Annotated in this window: 17 protein-coding genes and 1 tRNA gene; 11 read left to right on the top strand and 7 right to left on the bottom strand. The window is 41.1% G+C overall.

What is annotated here, in order from left to right:
- The first annotated feature begins 574 nt into the window (after positions 1-574).
- Complete coding sequence (locus FTU45_RS11690; protein ID WP_180076431.1) at positions 575-748, top strand: hypothetical protein; 174 nt, start codon at positions 575-577, stop codon at positions 746-748.
- Between the two features lie 37 nt (positions 749-785).
- On the opposite strand, the gene FTU45_RS11685 is transcribed toward FTU45_RS11690, so the two are convergent.
- On the bottom strand, positions 786-1,703 hold the full coding sequence (locus tag FTU45_RS11685) for a LysR family transcriptional regulator (RefSeq protein ID WP_180076430.1): 918 nt from the start codon (positions 1,701-1,703) through the stop codon (positions 786-788).
- Between the two features lie 486 nt (positions 1,704-2,189).
- Positions 2,190-2,265, bottom strand: a tRNA-Arg gene (locus tag FTU45_RS11680).
- Between the two features lie 178 nt (positions 2,266-2,443).
- Here FTU45_RS11680 and FTU45_RS11675 point away from each other — a divergent pair.
- The 7 genes from FTU45_RS11675 to FTU45_RS11645 all read left to right on the top strand — a co-directional run bounded on the left by FTU45_RS11675 (position 2,444) and on the right by FTU45_RS11645 (position 8,538).
- Positions 2,444-3,379 (top strand): ABC transporter ATP-binding protein, encoded by a 936-nt coding sequence (locus FTU45_RS11675; protein WP_005170164.1) that lies wholly within the window; start codon positions 2,444-2,446, stop codon positions 3,377-3,379.
- Positions 3,376-4,149 (top strand): ABC transporter permease, encoded by a 774-nt coding sequence (locus FTU45_RS11670; protein ID WP_005097525.1) that lies wholly within the window; start codon positions 3,376-3,378, stop codon positions 4,147-4,149. Before FTU45_RS11675 ends, FTU45_RS11670 begins: the two co-directional genes overlap by 4 nt.
- Positions 4,149-4,964, top strand: a complete 816-nt coding sequence (gene queF / locus FTU45_RS11665) for an NADPH-dependent 7-cyano-7-deazaguanine reductase QueF (RefSeq protein ID WP_100329030.1) — start codon at positions 4,149-4,151, stop codon at positions 4,962-4,964. The genes FTU45_RS11670 and queF overlap by 1 nt, the downstream gene beginning before the upstream one ends.
- A gap of 18 nt (positions 4,965-4,982) precedes the next feature.
- Positions 4,983-5,636: a hypothetical protein gene (locus FTU45_RS11660; protein WP_005097528.1), complete on the top strand. Its 654-nt coding sequence runs from the start codon at positions 4,983-4,985 to the stop codon at positions 5,634-5,636.
- A gap of 294 nt (positions 5,637-5,930) precedes the next feature.
- Positions 5,931-6,932, top strand: coding sequence for a lytic murein transglycosylase B (mltB, locus tag FTU45_RS11655; RefSeq protein ID WP_074383547.1), 1,002 nt, complete (start codon positions 5,931-5,933; stop codon positions 6,930-6,932).
- Positions 6,933-7,222: 290 nt separating this feature from the next.
- Positions 7,223-7,837: a septal ring lytic transglycosylase RlpA family protein gene (locus tag FTU45_RS11650; RefSeq protein ID WP_005097531.1), complete on the top strand. Its 615-nt coding sequence runs from the start codon at positions 7,223-7,225 to the stop codon at positions 7,835-7,837.
- Between the two features lie 245 nt (positions 7,838-8,082).
- Complete coding sequence (locus FTU45_RS11645) at positions 8,083-8,538, top strand: DUF962 domain-containing protein (protein WP_005097532.1); 456 nt, start codon at positions 8,083-8,085, stop codon at positions 8,536-8,538.
- An 18-nt stretch (positions 8,539-8,556) separates the two neighbouring features.
- Here FTU45_RS11645 and FTU45_RS15635 read toward each other — a convergent pair whose 3' ends face one another.
- The 4 genes from FTU45_RS15635 to rpsB all read right to left on the bottom strand — a co-directional run bounded on the left by FTU45_RS15635 (position 8,557) and on the right by rpsB (position 10,981).
- Positions 8,557-8,700 (bottom strand): DUF3465 domain-containing protein, encoded by a 144-nt coding sequence (locus FTU45_RS15635; RefSeq protein ID WP_347929744.1) that lies wholly within the window; start codon positions 8,698-8,700, stop codon positions 8,557-8,559.
- Positions 8,666-8,806 carry a DUF3465 domain-containing protein gene (locus tag FTU45_RS15630; protein ID WP_347929327.1) on the bottom strand — a complete coding sequence of 47 codons (141 nt, stop codon included), beginning with the start codon at positions 8,804-8,806 and terminating at the stop codon, positions 8,666-8,668. The genes FTU45_RS15635 and FTU45_RS15630 overlap by 35 nt, the downstream gene beginning before the upstream one ends.
- A 410-nt stretch (positions 8,807-9,216) precedes the next feature.
- Complete coding sequence (gene tsf, locus FTU45_RS11635) at positions 9,217-10,092, bottom strand: translation elongation factor Ts (RefSeq protein WP_005097533.1); 876 nt, start codon at positions 10,090-10,092, stop codon at positions 9,217-9,219.
- A 142-nt stretch (positions 10,093-10,234) separates the two neighbouring features.
- On the bottom strand, positions 10,235-10,981 hold the full coding sequence (rpsB, locus tag FTU45_RS11630) for a 30S ribosomal protein S2 (protein ID WP_005097534.1): 747 nt from the start codon (positions 10,979-10,981) through the stop codon (positions 10,235-10,237).
- A 471-nt stretch (positions 10,982-11,452) separates the two neighbouring features.
- On the opposite strand from rpsB, the gene map reads away from it, so the two are divergent.
- From map to FTU45_RS11615, 3 genes are all read left to right on the top strand, one after another.
- Positions 11,453-12,280 (top strand): type I methionyl aminopeptidase, encoded by an 828-nt coding sequence (gene map / locus FTU45_RS11625; protein ID WP_005097535.1) that lies wholly within the window; start codon positions 11,453-11,455, stop codon positions 12,278-12,280.
- 252 nt (positions 12,281-12,532) lie between these two features.
- Positions 12,533-13,768 (top strand): pyridoxal phosphate-dependent aminotransferase, encoded by a 1,236-nt coding sequence (locus FTU45_RS11620; protein WP_159516067.1) that lies wholly within the window; start codon positions 12,533-12,535, stop codon positions 13,766-13,768.
- 361 nt (positions 13,769-14,129) lie between these two features.
- Positions 14,130-14,567 (top strand): PaaI family thioesterase, encoded by a 438-nt coding sequence (locus FTU45_RS11615; RefSeq protein WP_005170148.1) that lies wholly within the window; start codon positions 14,130-14,132, stop codon positions 14,565-14,567.
- Positions 14,568-14,602: 35 nt separating this feature from the next.
- Here the strand turns inward: FTU45_RS11615 and FTU45_RS11610 are convergent, their stop codons facing one another.
- Entirely contained in the window at positions 14,603-15,058 is a 456-nt protein-coding gene (locus tag FTU45_RS11610) for a hypothetical protein (RefSeq protein WP_005170144.1), read from the bottom strand.
- Positions 15,059-15,090 lie beyond the last annotated feature (32 nt).

The raw sequence follows: 15,090 nt of genomic DNA, 5'->3' as shown, positions 1-15,090 counted from the left end.
GAAAGTTGGGTGTATTTCTTCATTGTGTGCTTTCCAATTGCGAGTTGAAAAAGTCCAATGATTCTACGAATACACCTAACTTTTTCAACTAACTACAAATGTGTCGCACTTGAGATTTGAATCTGCGTTTCCAAATATTATTCTTTTTAGAAGAAAATATTTTTAGCATAAATATATGATTTCTATAAAATTTTAATTTAAGTTAATTTAGCTCAATATGTGTTCACATCATCCTTTATTAATTTATTCAGTTTTTTAAAATTTATTTTTTTAAATTATTGAGAATAATAAGCGCTACTCAGAAATTAGCAAACCTCTACAGGAACCGCTGTAATTAGCCGAATTAAAAGTAATTTTCTTATAGATATAATCCATTGTTATTTTGAACATAAAGCACTAATTTTTATTTAAAATGTACTGTATAAACACACTTACAAGCATCACAATTTATAAAATCAAATCAGTTATAAAACAACAGTGTAATAAAGTCGCTCATATACAATAAACAAATGTACTCAAACCCGATATTAAATCGATCAAAACAAATCTATATTTCTAGAAAAGGTATATTGCGATGACTCATCCAGATGAAAAAATTAATGAAGAATTTCCAGAAGAGGAATTGGACCCACAAGAAAAACAGGATCGAGAGATGAAGCGCGGTCAGCTGGGCATAGATAAAGACCCTCAGGTAAAAAGAGACCAAATCCGTCAACAACATCAGGATGAAGAGGAACAGAATCCTTAATATTCATATTATTGAGCCTGCTCCTTTGAGATTAGGATCAAGTGTAATACTGTGCTCGCTTTTTAGAGAATCGGTCAAGCTGCTTTAAGAATCCCTCAAAGTAATCTTTCTGTTTTTCTTCAGTTCGATAACCTGCATATAAAGTACGGCGTAAGCCTTCAGGGGCTACACAATCCAGACGGCGCGAAGTCACCCAGCCCTTCTCTTCATATTCATTTACCACCCAATCTGGCAATGCCGCAATCCCACGACCACTGGCAACAAGCTGAATCAGCATTTGAGTCAGATCGGTCGTCCGAATCTGTTTTGGCAAAATATTCGCAGGAATAAACAAGCGTGACATGATATCCAGACGATGCTTATCTACCGGATAAGTTACTAATGTTTCTTCTGCCAGTTCCTGCACCGTAATCTCTTGGGCACGTACTAAAGGATGTGTATTAGACAACACCAAACGTGATTCATATTCAAATACCGGGAAATATTCCACACCTTTGAGTGCAATCGGATCGGCAGTAATCAGCAAGTCAAACTCGCCCGTTTGTAACAATTCATGCGGATTGGCTTCAAAGCCCGAAGCAAAATCCAAATCAACATCTGGATATTGGATACGATACTGATTCAAAAGTGGCATTAGCCAGTCAAAACAACTATGACACTCTGACGAGAATATAATACGGCCTGTCTGTCCATGCACAATACGTGTGATATCACTTTGCGCTATCTGTACTTGTGGTAGCACATCATCAGCCAGTTTCAACAAACGTAAACCTACATTAGAAAAACTCACAGGGCGACTACGGCGATTGACCACTTCAACCCCGAACCATTGATCGAGTTCGCGCAATTGGTGAGACAAAGCTGAAGGTGTTAAACAGAGATCTCCTGCTGCTGCAACCAGTGATCCATGTTCTCTTAGCGCTGTCAGTGTTTTTAAATGTCGTAGTTCTATCATATGGCTTACCCAAAAAATACAGAAATCAGCTACTCAAGCTTGGTGAATAGCATAATCTATTTCAGGATACTCACTTCAATATTTTCACCTTTAAATTATTTTAATGAATTTTACTCAATAAATAATCTATTCAAAAATCGGTTTATTAAAAACATTTGAGTTATTTCATCCTCAAGATATTCAAAGAATCGTACTCTGCATTGCAATCAGCTCTCGTATTTAAAACACCTAAAGCTGTTGTGAATCAGCGCATCAACTCAAAATATAGAATCAGAATAAGTAAAAGAAAATGAGCATATCATTTGTTTGTCTGAAAACTTTTAAGATTATTTTTGAGCAGTATCGAATAAAGTGAAAAGACAGAGTTTGAGATTCGATTTAAGCAATGCTATCTATATGGTGGCACTGAATAAAATGTTTTATGAAAAGCAATCTGGTATAAAGATTTAATTTAGAGAGATTTTTATGTTGTAAGAAATAAGAAAATGGTGCGCTCAGCGGGACTCGAACCCACGCCACAGGCTTCGGAGACCTGTACTCTATCCAGTTGAGCTATGAGCGCGCGATGCACATCATAACAAAAAAAATCATAAGGTAAAGCAACTATCTATAACTTCGTCATTTTATGCTTAGACTTTATACAATGTTCCAAAACAGCAACACAGAATTCCATGTGAATCACTTGGCTTATTTTCCAAGATCACTCACAATATCTCAACTTTTCACCATTTGAGATATTCATGACTGATGCACTGATCTTAAGAGATGTGTCAAAGACCTATCGCAATGGCTTTCAGGCATTAAAAGGAATCAACTTAAATGTACCAGAAGGTGAGTTTTATGCACTTCTGGGGCCAAATGGCGCCGGAAAATCCACCACCATCGGTATTATCAGTTCATTAACAAAAAAAACCGCCGGCACAGTCGAAATTTTTGGTCATAACCTGGATACCCATCCCTCCCAAGCCAAACAGTGTTTAGGTGTGGTTCCTCAGGAATTTAACTTCGCCCAGTTTGAAAAAACTTTCGACATTCTGGTGACGCAAGCCGGCTATTACGGGATTCCTAAAAAAATTGCACAGCAACGGGCTGAACTCTATCTGACCAAGCTGGGCCTATGGGAAAAACGTGCAACGCAGGCGCGTATGCTGTCGGGCGGTATGAAACGTCGTTTGATGATTGCACGTGCCATGATGCATGAACCGAAACTTTTGATTCTGGATGAACCAACTGCGGGTGTCGACATCGAATTACGTCGTTCAATGTGGGAGTTTTTGAACGAGATGAATGAGCAAGGGACATCCATCATTCTCACCACCCACTATTTAGAAGAAGCCGAAATGCTGTGTCGCCGCATTGCGATTATCGATCGTGGTGTGATTAAAGAAGACACCAGCATGAAGAGCTTCCTAAGTCAGCTGAATGAAGAATCCTTTATTTTTGATCTTGCAGCACCGATTGAACCTTTGCATCTGGAGATTATCGGGGTACGTTTTAATTTAATCGACCCGATGACCTTAGAAATTACCATGGACAAGGCACATAGCATGAATGATCTGTTCCAGCTATTGGAGTCACAGAATATTCAGGTACGCAGTATGCGTAACAAATCCAATCGTCTGGAAGAGCTTTTTGTCAAAATGGTCGAAAAAAATCTGGATGGAGCTGCGCAATGAACATTAATCAACTCAGCGTAGCTTTATATACCATTGTATATAAAGAAGTCCGCCGTTTTATGCGGATCTGGCCGCAAACCTTGTTACCACCTGCCATCACCATGAGCTTGTATTTCGTGATTTTCGGCAATCTGATCGGTTCGCGGATTGGAGACATGGGCGGCTATAGCTATATGGAGTTCATTGTGCCCGGTCTGATCATGATGGCCGTGATTACCAACAGCTATGCCAACGTCTCTTCCAGTTTTTTCAGTTCAAAATTTCAAAAGAGTATTGAAGAGCTGGTCATGAGTCCGGTACCGATGCATGCCATTCTTTGGGGACATGTGCTGGGCGGTGTGATTCGTGGAGTACTGGTGGCGATTATTGTTAGTGCCGTGAGTTTGTTTTTTGCAGATCTATACATTACCAACTGGTTTGTGACGATTTATACCGTATTGATTACCTCCCTGCTGTTTTCTTTGGGTGGTTTTATCAATGCCGTCTATGCCAAATCTTTTGATGATATTTCGATTATCCCGACCTTTGTTTTAACGCCACTGACTTATTTAGGCGGTGTGTTTTATGCAATTTCTGCCTTAAGTCCATTCTGGCAAAATTTATCTTTGATCAACCCTGTGGTGTATATGGTCAATGCCTTCCGCTATGGCATTTTAGGACATAGCGATGTCAATGTAACTGTTTCACTTGCAGTGGTCACCTTATGTTGCGGCCTGCTCTATGCATTGGCCTATCATTTACTCTCCCGTGGTTCAGGAATGCGTGAATAATGAGTGTAGAACAATCTCTCCTTGGTAAAGACACCAATTACCCGACAGAATATCAGCCTGATGTTCTGTTTCCAATTTCGCGCGCGCCTGCCCGTGAACAATACGCACATGTTGAAGCGATTCAGCAAGGTGCCGACTGGTGGCATGTTTTTGAAATTTCCTGGTTAAATTCAGCCGGTGTGCCGCAAGTCGCAATTGGACGGATCAGCCTGCCTGCTTCTTCGCCGAATCTGATTGAATCCAAATCACTCAAGCTCTACTTTAATAGTTTGAATTTTGCCAAATTTGAATCTCAAGCTGACTTTATCGCCACGGTGGAAAAAGATTTATCTGCTGCGGCTGGCGCAGAGATTACGTTAGATTTATTTCAGGTTGATGACTTGGAAGTTGCCAAACCTGAAGGCATCTGCATTGATGAACTAATTCCGGAACGTCTGGAAAATCATCCTGATGCGAGTCTTTTGGCTCTGGATGCGAACCATACCGAAGAAGTTGAAATCCAGCTGTATTCACATTTATTAAGAAGTAACTGCCCAGTCACTGGACAACCGGATTGGGGTACAGTATTTATACGCTATCAGGGCAAAAAACCTTGTTATAAGAGTATTTTGGCTTATATTATTTCTTATCGTCAGCATAACGGTTTTCACGAACAATGCGTGGAGCAGATGTTTGCCGATCTCTGGCAACAACTGAAACCGGAAAAGCTGATGGTCTACGCAACCTATACACGCCGCGGTGGATTGGATATCAACCCTTGCCGTGTATCGGATTTAACATGGATGCCTCGCCCTATTCGATTAGCGCGACAATAAAAACATTGAGGTTTAACAATGCCATTTTTTGGTTTTATTCCTTCTGCAGAGCTTTTAAATACAATTCAGACTGCACAACAAAATAAAAATTCAAATGAGCCGCTTTACCCACTCCGTGATAAAACCGCATTGATGATTAATGATGAAATTATTGATGCGATTCTCACGGAACTGGTGCGTCGTTTTCCTGCAAGTGATAAGCGCGATACTGCGGAAAAACTGGCGGGCTATATCAAGTCAACTGTGGCGGTATTGCTGAAACAGTTATTGAGTAAAGCGCCGAATGATGTGGTGAAGCAATCTATTGCTTTCTCTGAACGTAGTCTGTTTAAAGACCCTGAAGGACAAATCCGTATTGGTGAGTCGCTGGATGCCAATCTGGTGACCAATTTAAAACATCATTATGCGGAACTAAAAGCCGGTCAGAGTATCGACAAACAAATGTTTAGCAACCTGTATAAGCAGTTTGGTGAAGCGACGGTACGTCACTTTATGGTCGATTTTAATAAAACCTTGGATCTTGGCATGATCAAACGCAAGGCAGCAGATATTGGTGCTTCTGCTGTGATTAAGGCCATCAATATGGCTGCAGATAAAATCATTCTCAATCTGAACAAGGATGAGCTTCGCGCCATGGCTGAATATCATGACACCTTGTTCTATACAGAATAGGTCTGCATAGAATCATCTAAGAGTGATTTTTTAAAATTAGCCTGACTTCGGTCAGGCTTTTTTATGTTCAATGAAATAGCTTGTTACAGATAAGCAGCTCCACAAGGCAAACTGACGCAAAAATAACCAGTCTTTCACTATTTTTGTATATGCATCTAGGTCTCTTAATCATCCGAATGTTATCTTTAATCTGGTTTTTACAGCCTCATGATTGAAAAAATTTCTCAATCTTTTTCATGGCATGATTCAAATAACATTGCCCGTAACTTATCAAAAATTGGAAATCGTACCAAGATGTTGAAATCGAATTTTTATAAAAAATTTAAACAGCTTTCAATCGCATTGACCGCATTCGGTCTCAGCAGTTTCAGTCTGGCCAACGATTTCCAATCTCATCCCTCTTATGCCAGTTTTAAACAGACTGCCATGCAAAATTATGGACTGAGTGCCCAGCAAGTCGATTCAGCCATGAACGGGGCGCGTAACCTGCCCAATATCATCAATATTATGAATCGTCCAGGTGAAAGCAAGCCTTGGTATTCTTATAAAACCAACTTTCTGGCTGAGTCGACCATTCAACGCGGTGTGCGCTTTAAACAGCAATATGCGGAAACGCTGAATCGCGCTGAACAGCAGTTTGGTGTACCACAGTCAATCATTCTCGGAATTTTAGGGGTAGAAACCGGCTTTGGAACCAATAAGGGTTCTTTTGTCACCCGTGATGCGCTGGCCACCTTAGGTTTTGGTTATGAGCGTCGTGCCCAGTATTTTCAAGATGAACTGGCGGCATTAATTGCCTGGTCTTATAAAGATGGCGTTTCAGCTTCTTCTATCGTCGGCTCTTATGCAGGTGCGGTCGGTTATCCACAATTCATGCCAAGTAATATTCCAAAATTCGGCGTGGACTACGATGGTAACGGACATATTGACCTGCGTAATTCAGCAGTAGATGCGATTGGCTCGATTGCCAACTATTTAGCCCAGCATGGCTGGCAGCGTAATCAACCGATTGCTTTTCCGGCCCGTTATAGTGGCTCGAACCCGGATGCGGTAATTGCCAAAGATCTGACCCAACCTAGCCCATATGGTGTGTTAAAAACACAAGGGATTAGCCCAATGAATCCTATTGTTCAAATTGACGATCTAGACTTGGTCAATGTAATTCAATTACAAGAAAATTATGGGCATATTTACTATATTACTTATCCAAATTTTCAAGTGATTACTACTTATAATCGCAGCCGAATGTATGCCACTGCATTGTGGTTATTAGGTACAGAAATTACCAGCCGTTAACATGAGAATTTAATACAAATTATTAAAGTCAACATTTTTATGAGTGATTATGAGCAAATATTGATCAATTTTAATATCATGTTACAATATTGATCATATTTTAATCACTCATTGTTTATTTTAAGTTCTTTTTTAAACTATTTTAATTAAACACTAGACAGGATATTGCAGGCATGAATATTATCCATTTCGTTAAATGTAGTTGCATAAGTTAAATATCAGGCGTGTTTACATGGTTTTTCAGTTACTTATGAACAAATCCATGCGATATGCTGTTAGGAGTTGATTCGATGCATTCTTCAATTTTGAAGTATTTTATGGCCATTGCCACGATAGTCACACTGACGCAATCGCAGGCAGATATGGTTCCGTCATCTTCGTTTAATCACGAAAATGACAATTCGCGCCTTGCAACGCGTGTATTAAATAAAGAAGCTCAAAGCTTCAATTCAAATTTCACCAATTTGAACAGCCTTTCAATCACTGAGCGTTCTGGCGATAAAGTTCGCCGTGAAACCATTGCAGCGAAAATTGAAATTCCTGCAGAAGAGCCTTCAGTGATTGAAAAACTGAATACCGTGGCTTCTAATACTGTACGCAAGTTCAGTCAGACAGGTACAGCCTCTTGGTATGGTCGCCAGTTCCACGGCCGTAAAACTGCAAGCGGTGAAACCTTTGACATGAATGCAATGACTGCTGCTCATCGTAGCCTACCATTGAACTGTTATATTCGTGTAACCAATAGAAATAATGGTAAAAGCGTAGTGGTTAAAGTCAATGACCGCGGCCCATTCCATGGTAACCGTGTCGTCGATTTATCTTATGGCGCAGCGAAGAAACTCGGCATTACCAATGCCGGTGTTGGCAATGTCAGTATTGAGCGTGTCGCTGGTCCAAATTCTTAAGATTTAGCTTGCAATACATTTAACCAAAAGCCACAGTAATGTGGCTTTTTTATTAACTTCAAGTTATAGAAAAATGACAATCAATCTATAGTTCCTCTTATCTCCAGCTACCTGTCCATTACAGCTTGAATGTTGCAAATTCGCCAAATAAAATTCACGTTTTGGCACGATTAACTTTTGACCAAACCTAGATTCTGCTTTATATTTTCAGGCAAGCACAACGTATTCATGGAATGGAGCGAATAATGAAAACAATATCTGAATGGCTGGATGAATATAGTGACAGTCATCAAAACAAAACCAATAAGCTGATTCACTGGGTCTGCGTACCGACTATCTATTTTTCGATTATTGGCATTATTGCGCACTTTAGTGCTTTACTGACCGCCCTTCTGCTAGCTCTGGCTTTTATTTTCTATGCCCGACTAGATATTGTTTTGGCAGTTGCAATGGCTGCTTTAACATTGATCATGGCCTGGTTAATCTGGATTCTGCCAGTCGGTGCCGGTTTTTATGTTGGCCTATTTGTTTTTGCCTGGATTGGTCAGTTTTATGGCCACAAAGTGGAAGGCAAAAAGCCATCTTTCTTTAAAGACCTTCAATTCCTTCTTATTGGCCCGATTTGGTGCATGGATGCTTATTTAGCTAAAGTAGCACCTTCCTGGAAAAGTCGCCAGATACGAGATATGAAGAGCATTTAGCAGCATTCTTCATTTTTTCTAATGAGAAGAACCTTCTTGATAGGTTCTTCCTTGATGTTTTAACCGGCCATACACATGTTTTCGGGCACAATCATGATGCATCCAGTGCGCCACATCCCCCTTCTCGCTATTTATATTCACTATAAAATTCGACAATATCATCTTTTTGAATCGAACCAATGCCGGGTGCGGAATCGATATTATATGTCACCAATACAATTTGATCATTCAAGCATGAACTCTTAATAGCGTGATCCTTTATGATCATCACCTAACGTTGCAATCATTGTTCGATAAGATCGAACCCCAATAGCACCCTGATGATGTTGAAAAGCAGTCTAAATTTTATTGAGATCATCTTGAGACATAGCTTCAAAATGAGTGTCGGTGTGGCGACTTGGCTGACTTTGTGTTAAGGAGCTCCACTCAAACTGGTTTTGCTAGGTATCAACACAGATATACAGCAATCAATAAGCAATCATCACCCCAATACCCATGTCGGTTTTATATGCGCTATTAATGATTTTCAATTCTTTAAATTTCGTTGATTTTATCACGCGTACTTTCTAAGCAAACTCGCATTTTCCAAGAAAAACTACCGCTTTCGACTTATTGTATTTTTATGCAGATATAAAAAAAGCCCCACAAAGTGGAGCTTCTTTATAATTCGTTACCGAATTATTGAGCAGCAGCCTGAGCAGCAGCAACTTCTTCTGCGAAACTCATTTCAGCTTTCTTCTCGATACCTTCACCAACTTCGAAACGAACGAATTCAGCTACAGTAGTACCTGTTGCTTTAAGAACGTCAGCAACTTTCTTGTCGTTGTCGATTACGTACATTTGACGCTCAAGAACAACTTCGTTCAAGTATTTCTCAACAGAACCCACAACCATCTTCTCAACGATGTTTGCTGGCTTGCCAGATTCAAGTGCTTTCGCTTCAGCAATTTCTTTCTCTTTCGCGATAAGCTCAGCAGAAACGCCTTCAGCATTTACAGCGACTGGGTTGAACGCAGCAACGTGCATTGCCAAGCCTTTACCAGTTGCTTCATCACCAGTATAAGAAACAACAACACCGATACGAAGACCGTGTTTGTAAACTGCAAGGTTAGCACCTTCAACAATTTTCGCACGACGTACTTGGATGTTTTCACCGATTTTTTGAACAAGAGCGATACGCGCTTCTTCTACAGTTGCACCATCTTCTAGTTTCAATTCAGCGATTTGAGCAGGATCAGTTACGTTTGCAGCAAGTGCAGCAGCCGCAACTTTCGCAGAGAAACCAGCAAAGTTTTCATCTTTTGCAACGAAGTCAGTCTGGCAGTTTACTTCTAAAAGAAGTGCTTTGTTGCCTTCTTGAGCAATCGTGATCGCGCCATCAGCAGCGATGTTACCCGCTTTTTTAGCAGCTTTCGCTTGACCAGATTTACGTAGGTTATCGATCGCTAATTCAACGTCGCCGCCCGCCTCTGTCAAAGCTTTTTTACATTCCATCATTGCAAGACCAGTACGATCGCGCAATTCTTTAACCATGCTTGCTGTAACTGCAGTCATGTTTATCTCCTAAATTCGGTAGAAAATGAATTCTTTTTAGAACAGAAACGGCCCAGAGGAGTTCTCATGGGCCGCCTGCATACATAACGCTTACTTTGCCACCATCACATGTCGCAAAAATGACAAGCTTGCGTCAAACGCATTAAGCCTCAGAAGCTGGAGCTTCTTCTGCTTTAGCTTGTGCATTCGCTTGTGATTGAGCATATTCTTTACCAGCAAGAATCGCATCAGCCATAGCAGAAGCATACAGTGTTACTGCACGGATCGCATCATCGTTACCCGGAATAACGTAATCTACGTTGTCTGGGTTAGAGTTTGTATCAACGATACCGATTACAGGAATACCAAGGTTCTTTGCTTCTTTGATTGCAATTGCTTCGTGATCAACGTCGATTACGAATAATGCGTCAGGTAAACCACCCATGTTTTTCACGCCGCCAAGACCGCGTTCAAGTTTTTCCATCTCACGAGTACGTTCTAAAGCTTCACGTTTAGTTAGCTTAAGGAAAGTACCGTCTTGAGATTGAGTTTGAAGGTCTTTTAGACGGTTGATAGATTGGCGAAGTGTTTTCCAGTTCGTCAACATACCACCTAACCAGCGGTGATCAACATATGGTTGACCAGCACGTTGCGCTTGTTCACGGATGATTGCAGAAGCTGCGCGCTTAGTACCAACAAACAAAACTTTGTTCTTTTTGCTCGCCAAGTTGTTAGCAAAGTTCAAAGCATCATTTAACGCAGGAACAGTGTGCTCAAGGTTGATGATGTGAATTTTGTTACGCGCACCAAAGATGTAATCGCGCATTTTTGGGTTCCAAAAACGTGTTTGGTGACCAAAGTGTGCGCCTGCTTGTAGAAGGTCGCGCATGCCTACGTTGTAATCTGCCATTTTCTTTACCTTAAAGTTTGGGTTAGGCCTCCATATACCCGCATTCTCCACCCAAGGGATTGCTGTCATTTTATCAGTGGTTGCGACAGAGGACATTTTTTAGCGATACAAGGCATGAATAGTGAGATTTAACATTCTAAATAAACTATTCATAACGCAGTAGCGTCAAAAAACGTCCCTATCCCGAAGGGTTGTAGCTAAAATCCCCTCATACTTCGTTATGAAGCTCGATAAGGGAATACCATTACCATCGTTTCATGCCTCGCATGACGAAATTTTAGCTGACAACGCAACTCACATATAAAGTGACAACAATCCCTAGAAGCACCCAGAGTAATGTGTCGATATATGTGCGGATTTTTTGCCCCATCGCACAAAGCCCGTGAAATTTATTCACGAAAAAGCATTTGATAAAATGGGCGGCTATTTATACCATAGTCACACACAAATTTCCAAAAGTTTTTAGAGATCATGAACAACACTTACCAAGCGCCACGTCGACTTATCAAAACCCCTGACGAAATTGAAAAAATGCGTGTGGCAGGGCGACTGGCGGCAGAAGTATTGGATATGATCAAACCGCATATTGTTCCAGGTGTTACTACGCTAGAACTTGATACGATTTGTCATGACTATATTGTTAACCAACAACAAGCCATTCCAGCCTGCTTAGGTTATGGTGCAGCACCAGGTCGGCCTGCTTTCCAGCATGTGATTTGCACTTCTGTGAATCATGTGGTGTGTCACGGCATTCCATCGGATAGCAAAAAGTTGAAAAAAGGTGACATTCTGAATATCGATGTCACTGTAATTAAAGATGGCTATCATGGAGATACCAACATGATGTACATCGTCGGTGGTGAAACGTCTATTCTTGCTAACCGTCTATGTAAAGTAGCGCAAGAAGCCATGTACCGGGGTATTGAAACTGTAAAACCAGGGTCAACCATTGGCGATATTGGCCACGTGATTCAAAAATATGTCGAATCTGAACGTTTTGGTGTGGTACGTGAATATTGTGGTCATGGAATTGGCACGACTTTCCATGACGAACCGCAAGTATTGCATTACGGCCAGCCAGATACCGGGATGATTTTAGAAGAAGGCATGACTTTTACCATTGAGCCTATGGTGAATGGTGGCGACTGGAAAACCAAATTACTGGGTGATAAATGGACGGTGGTCACCAAAGACCATTCATTGTCAGCACAGTATGAACATACCCTGCTCGTCACTAAAACAGGGGTTGAAATCTTAACCGCGCGTCCGGATGAAGATCTGTCACGCTTTAATAAATAAGTACCAAGACAACACCACAAAATGGTCACTATAAAGTGGCCATTTTTAGTTTATATTGACTGGCTTATGGGGGTTTACTGGATAACTCAAGCCTTTTAACTGTTGTCCCTTGGCATCGGAGTTCAAGATAAAGCTCTGCAAGTACACCATTTTTCCCTCAAAGTTTTCCAAATTCTTTTGCCCCATGCCTCGCATTTTAAGCTAAGATAATGTGCTTTTTATTTTTTAATCCCTATAAGAAGGAATACTGCCGTGGACGTACGTCTCTCTGATCGTGTAAATGCCATCAAACCGTCCCCAACGCTTGCTGTGACCAACAAAGCTGCTGAATTAAAAGCTGCAGGTCATAATGTTATTGGTTTGGGCGCAGGTGAGCCAGATTTTGATACACCGCAACACATCAAAGATGCAGCAATTGCAGCGATTAACAACGGTTTCACCAAATACACCGCTGTTGACGGTACGCCAGGTCTTAAAAAAGCCATTATTGCTAAATTGAAACGTGACAATAACCTAGACTACGCAGCAAACCAGATTCTGGTTTCTTGTGGTGGTAAACAATCATTCTTTAACCTGTCTTTGGCTTTGTTGAACAAAGGTGATGAAGTTATCATTCCTGCACCTTTCTGGGTCAGCTACCCGGATATGGTGATCATCGCTGAAGGCGTACCTGTGATTGTGAAATGTGGTGAAGAACAGCGTTTCAAAATCACACCTGAACAACTAGAAGCTGCGATCACTGACAAAACACGTTTAGTGGTATTGAACAGTCCCTCTAACCCGACTGGCATGATCTACACCAAAGAAGAACTTCTTGCTTTGGCTGAGGTACTGCGTAAATACCCTGAAGTATTCATCGCGTCTGATGACATGTATGAACCGATTCGTTGGGAAGATGAGTTCTATAACATCGCCACTGTTGCACCAGACCTGTATGACCGCACAATCGTGTTAAACGGTGTATCTAAAGCCTATGCAATGACTGGCTGGCGTATTGGCTATGCAGCGGGCCCTGCTAAACTGATCGGTGCGATGAAAAAAATCCAGTCACAATCCACTTCAAATCCAACTTCAATTTCACAAGTTGCTGCCGAAGCTGCATTGAATGGTCCTCAAGATGTTCTTGAGCCAATGATTGAAGCATTCAAACGTCGTCATGACCTGGTTGTGAAAGGCTTGAATGACATCAATGGTATTTCTTGCTTACCTGCGGATGGTGCATTCTATGCATACGCAAACATCAAGCCGTTGATTCGTGCCAAAGGTTTGAAATCTTGCACAGAATTCTCTGCTTGGTTACTGGAAGAAACTGGCGTTGCCGTTGTTCCTGGCGATGCATTCGGTCTGGGCGGTTTCATGCGTATTTCTTATGCAACTGCAGATGAAGTGTTGGTTGATGCACTTGCGCGCATCAAGAAAGCTGCTGATTCAATCGAAGGCGTTGACGCCGCAATTGCTTCAATCGAAGCTGAAAAAGCTGCACAATAATCAATTCGCTTGATTTAAAAACCCGCGTTGATCGCGGGTTTTTTTATGCCATTCCAAGCTGCTTTTGATAACGTATTTTAAGCAGATCAAACAAGTGATCGCAGCCAAAGTGTATGCCACACATAGCATTGATCGAAATTCCTGAATATCTAAAGTATCTCTATTTCCGGTAGAAATAGTACTCTCCTGCTATCTGCAATAGCATTGAAAAAAATAAATATTTTAACCACAATAACTTTTAACCATCTAATATAACTATTGCTATGAGCAACATTACATCAAAATATGTCACTTGCTATTATTGATGTTTCACTTTTAAATAAAATCGAAACAGCTAAAGAATAATCACAGGAAAAGCAGAATGAATCCAAAAGAAATGAACGGTTTGGCCTTATTACAAGCGATGCGAGATGGGAAAATTCCCGCTCCAAGCATTAGCGAAACCATGTCGATGCAACCTGCCGTTATCCAAAGCGGATACGTAGAATTTAAAGTCAAAGCCGATCACCGGCATTTAAATCCGCTTGGTGGCGTGCATGGTGGTTTTGCAGCAACTGTTTTAGACACGGTGACAGGCTGTGCGATTCATACTTTACTCGAAGCAGGGGTCGGTTATGGCACGATTGATCTGAATGTTAAAATGTGCCGACCGATTCCTCAAGACCAGCAGCTTAAAGCGACCGGACAATCAATTAACCTCAGTAAAAATCTGGGTATTGCTGAAGGTCGGATTCTGGATGAAGAAGGCCGTTTATATGCCCATGCCACTGCGACCTGTATGATTATTCGCCCTGAATAACCAAGAGAACCTATGGCCAGCATTCAATCGATGACCTAAGCAATATTGCCCTTCGTCTGTCCGGCTTGAACACAAGCGATCTGTGGTCGGCTTAAGCCCTGAAACTCAAAATAATGCTTGGACACATTGGCCAGCTCTACATCTTGTATTTGCGCTGTCGATGCCTGCCAAGCTTTGGATTGATTGGTACCGGTCAAAAGATTACCTGAAATGGCATAGATATATAATTCTTTGCTTTGCTCTTTCAGATAATCGGCATTCAAAAACACTTCAAAGCTAAATTGACGTTCAGTTTCTACCAACCATTTTTCTGCAAACCACAATTGCAGCAAATCACCTAGATACAAGGACTGTTGCGCCAAGGGCCATAGCTTGATATGAGCATCTGTAACAGGAATATAATACTGTGCTGGATCTGCAATAATCTGCAGATAGTTTTCTTGATAATAAGTGAGTTGAGAGAAAATTTGAGGGATGCTGAGCGTATTCATTCGCTGTCTCCGGTTTAGCCATTTTTGTGCTG

This window comes from Acinetobacter sp. YH12106 (assembly GCF_013418995.1).
GTDB lineage: Bacteria > Pseudomonadota > Gammaproteobacteria > Pseudomonadales > Moraxellaceae > Acinetobacter > Acinetobacter pseudolwoffii.
This window is presented reverse-complemented; position numbering and strand designations above follow the sequence as displayed.

Coding starts and splice junctions, on each gene's coding strand:
- queF (WP_100329030.1), top strand. CDS start 4,149: ATGAGTGTAGAACAATCTCTCCTTGGTAAAGACACCAATTACCCGACA.
- FTU45_RS15630 (WP_347929327.1), bottom strand. CDS start 8,806: ATGATCATAAAGGATCACGCTATTAAGAGTTCATGCTTGAATGATCAA.
- FTU45_RS11670 (WP_005097525.1), top strand. CDS start 3,376: ATGAACATTAATCAACTCAGCGTAGCTTTATATACCATTGTATATAAA.
- FTU45_RS11650 (WP_005097531.1), top strand. CDS start 7,223: ATGCATTCTTCAATTTTGAAGTATTTTATGGCCATTGCCACGATAGTC.
- map (WP_005097535.1), top strand. CDS start 11,453: ATGAACAACACTTACCAAGCGCCACGTCGACTTATCAAAACCCCTGAC.
- rpsB (WP_005097534.1), bottom strand. CDS start 10,981: ATGGCAGATTACAACGTAGGCATGCGCGACCTTCTACAAGCAGGCGCA.
- FTU45_RS11675 (WP_005170164.1), top strand. CDS start 2,444: ATGACTGATGCACTGATCTTAAGAGATGTGTCAAAGACCTATCGCAAT.
- mltB (WP_074383547.1), top strand. CDS start 5,931: ATGTTGAAATCGAATTTTTATAAAAAATTTAAACAGCTTTCAATCGCA.
- FTU45_RS11645 (WP_005097532.1), top strand. CDS start 8,083: ATGAAAACAATATCTGAATGGCTGGATGAATATAGTGACAGTCATCAA.
- FTU45_RS15635 (WP_347929744.1), bottom strand. CDS start 8,700: ATGATATTGTCGAATTTTATAGTGAATATAAATAGCGAGAAGGGGGAT.
- FTU45_RS11610 (WP_005170144.1), bottom strand. CDS start 15,058: ATGAATACGCTCAGCATCCCTCAAATTTTCTCTCAACTCACTTATTAT.
- FTU45_RS11615 (WP_005170148.1), top strand. CDS start 14,130: ATGAATCCAAAAGAAATGAACGGTTTGGCCTTATTACAAGCGATGCGA.
- FTU45_RS11685 (WP_180076430.1), bottom strand. CDS start 1,703: ATGATAGAACTACGACATTTAAAAACACTGACAGCGCTAAGAGAACAT.
- FTU45_RS11660 (WP_005097528.1), top strand. CDS start 4,983: ATGCCATTTTTTGGTTTTATTCCTTCTGCAGAGCTTTTAAATACAATT.
- FTU45_RS11690 (WP_180076431.1), top strand. CDS start 575: ATGACTCATCCAGATGAAAAAATTAATGAAGAATTTCCAGAAGAGGAA.
- tsf (WP_005097533.1), bottom strand. CDS start 10,092: ATGACTGCAGTTACAGCAAGCATGGTTAAAGAATTGCGCGATCGTACT.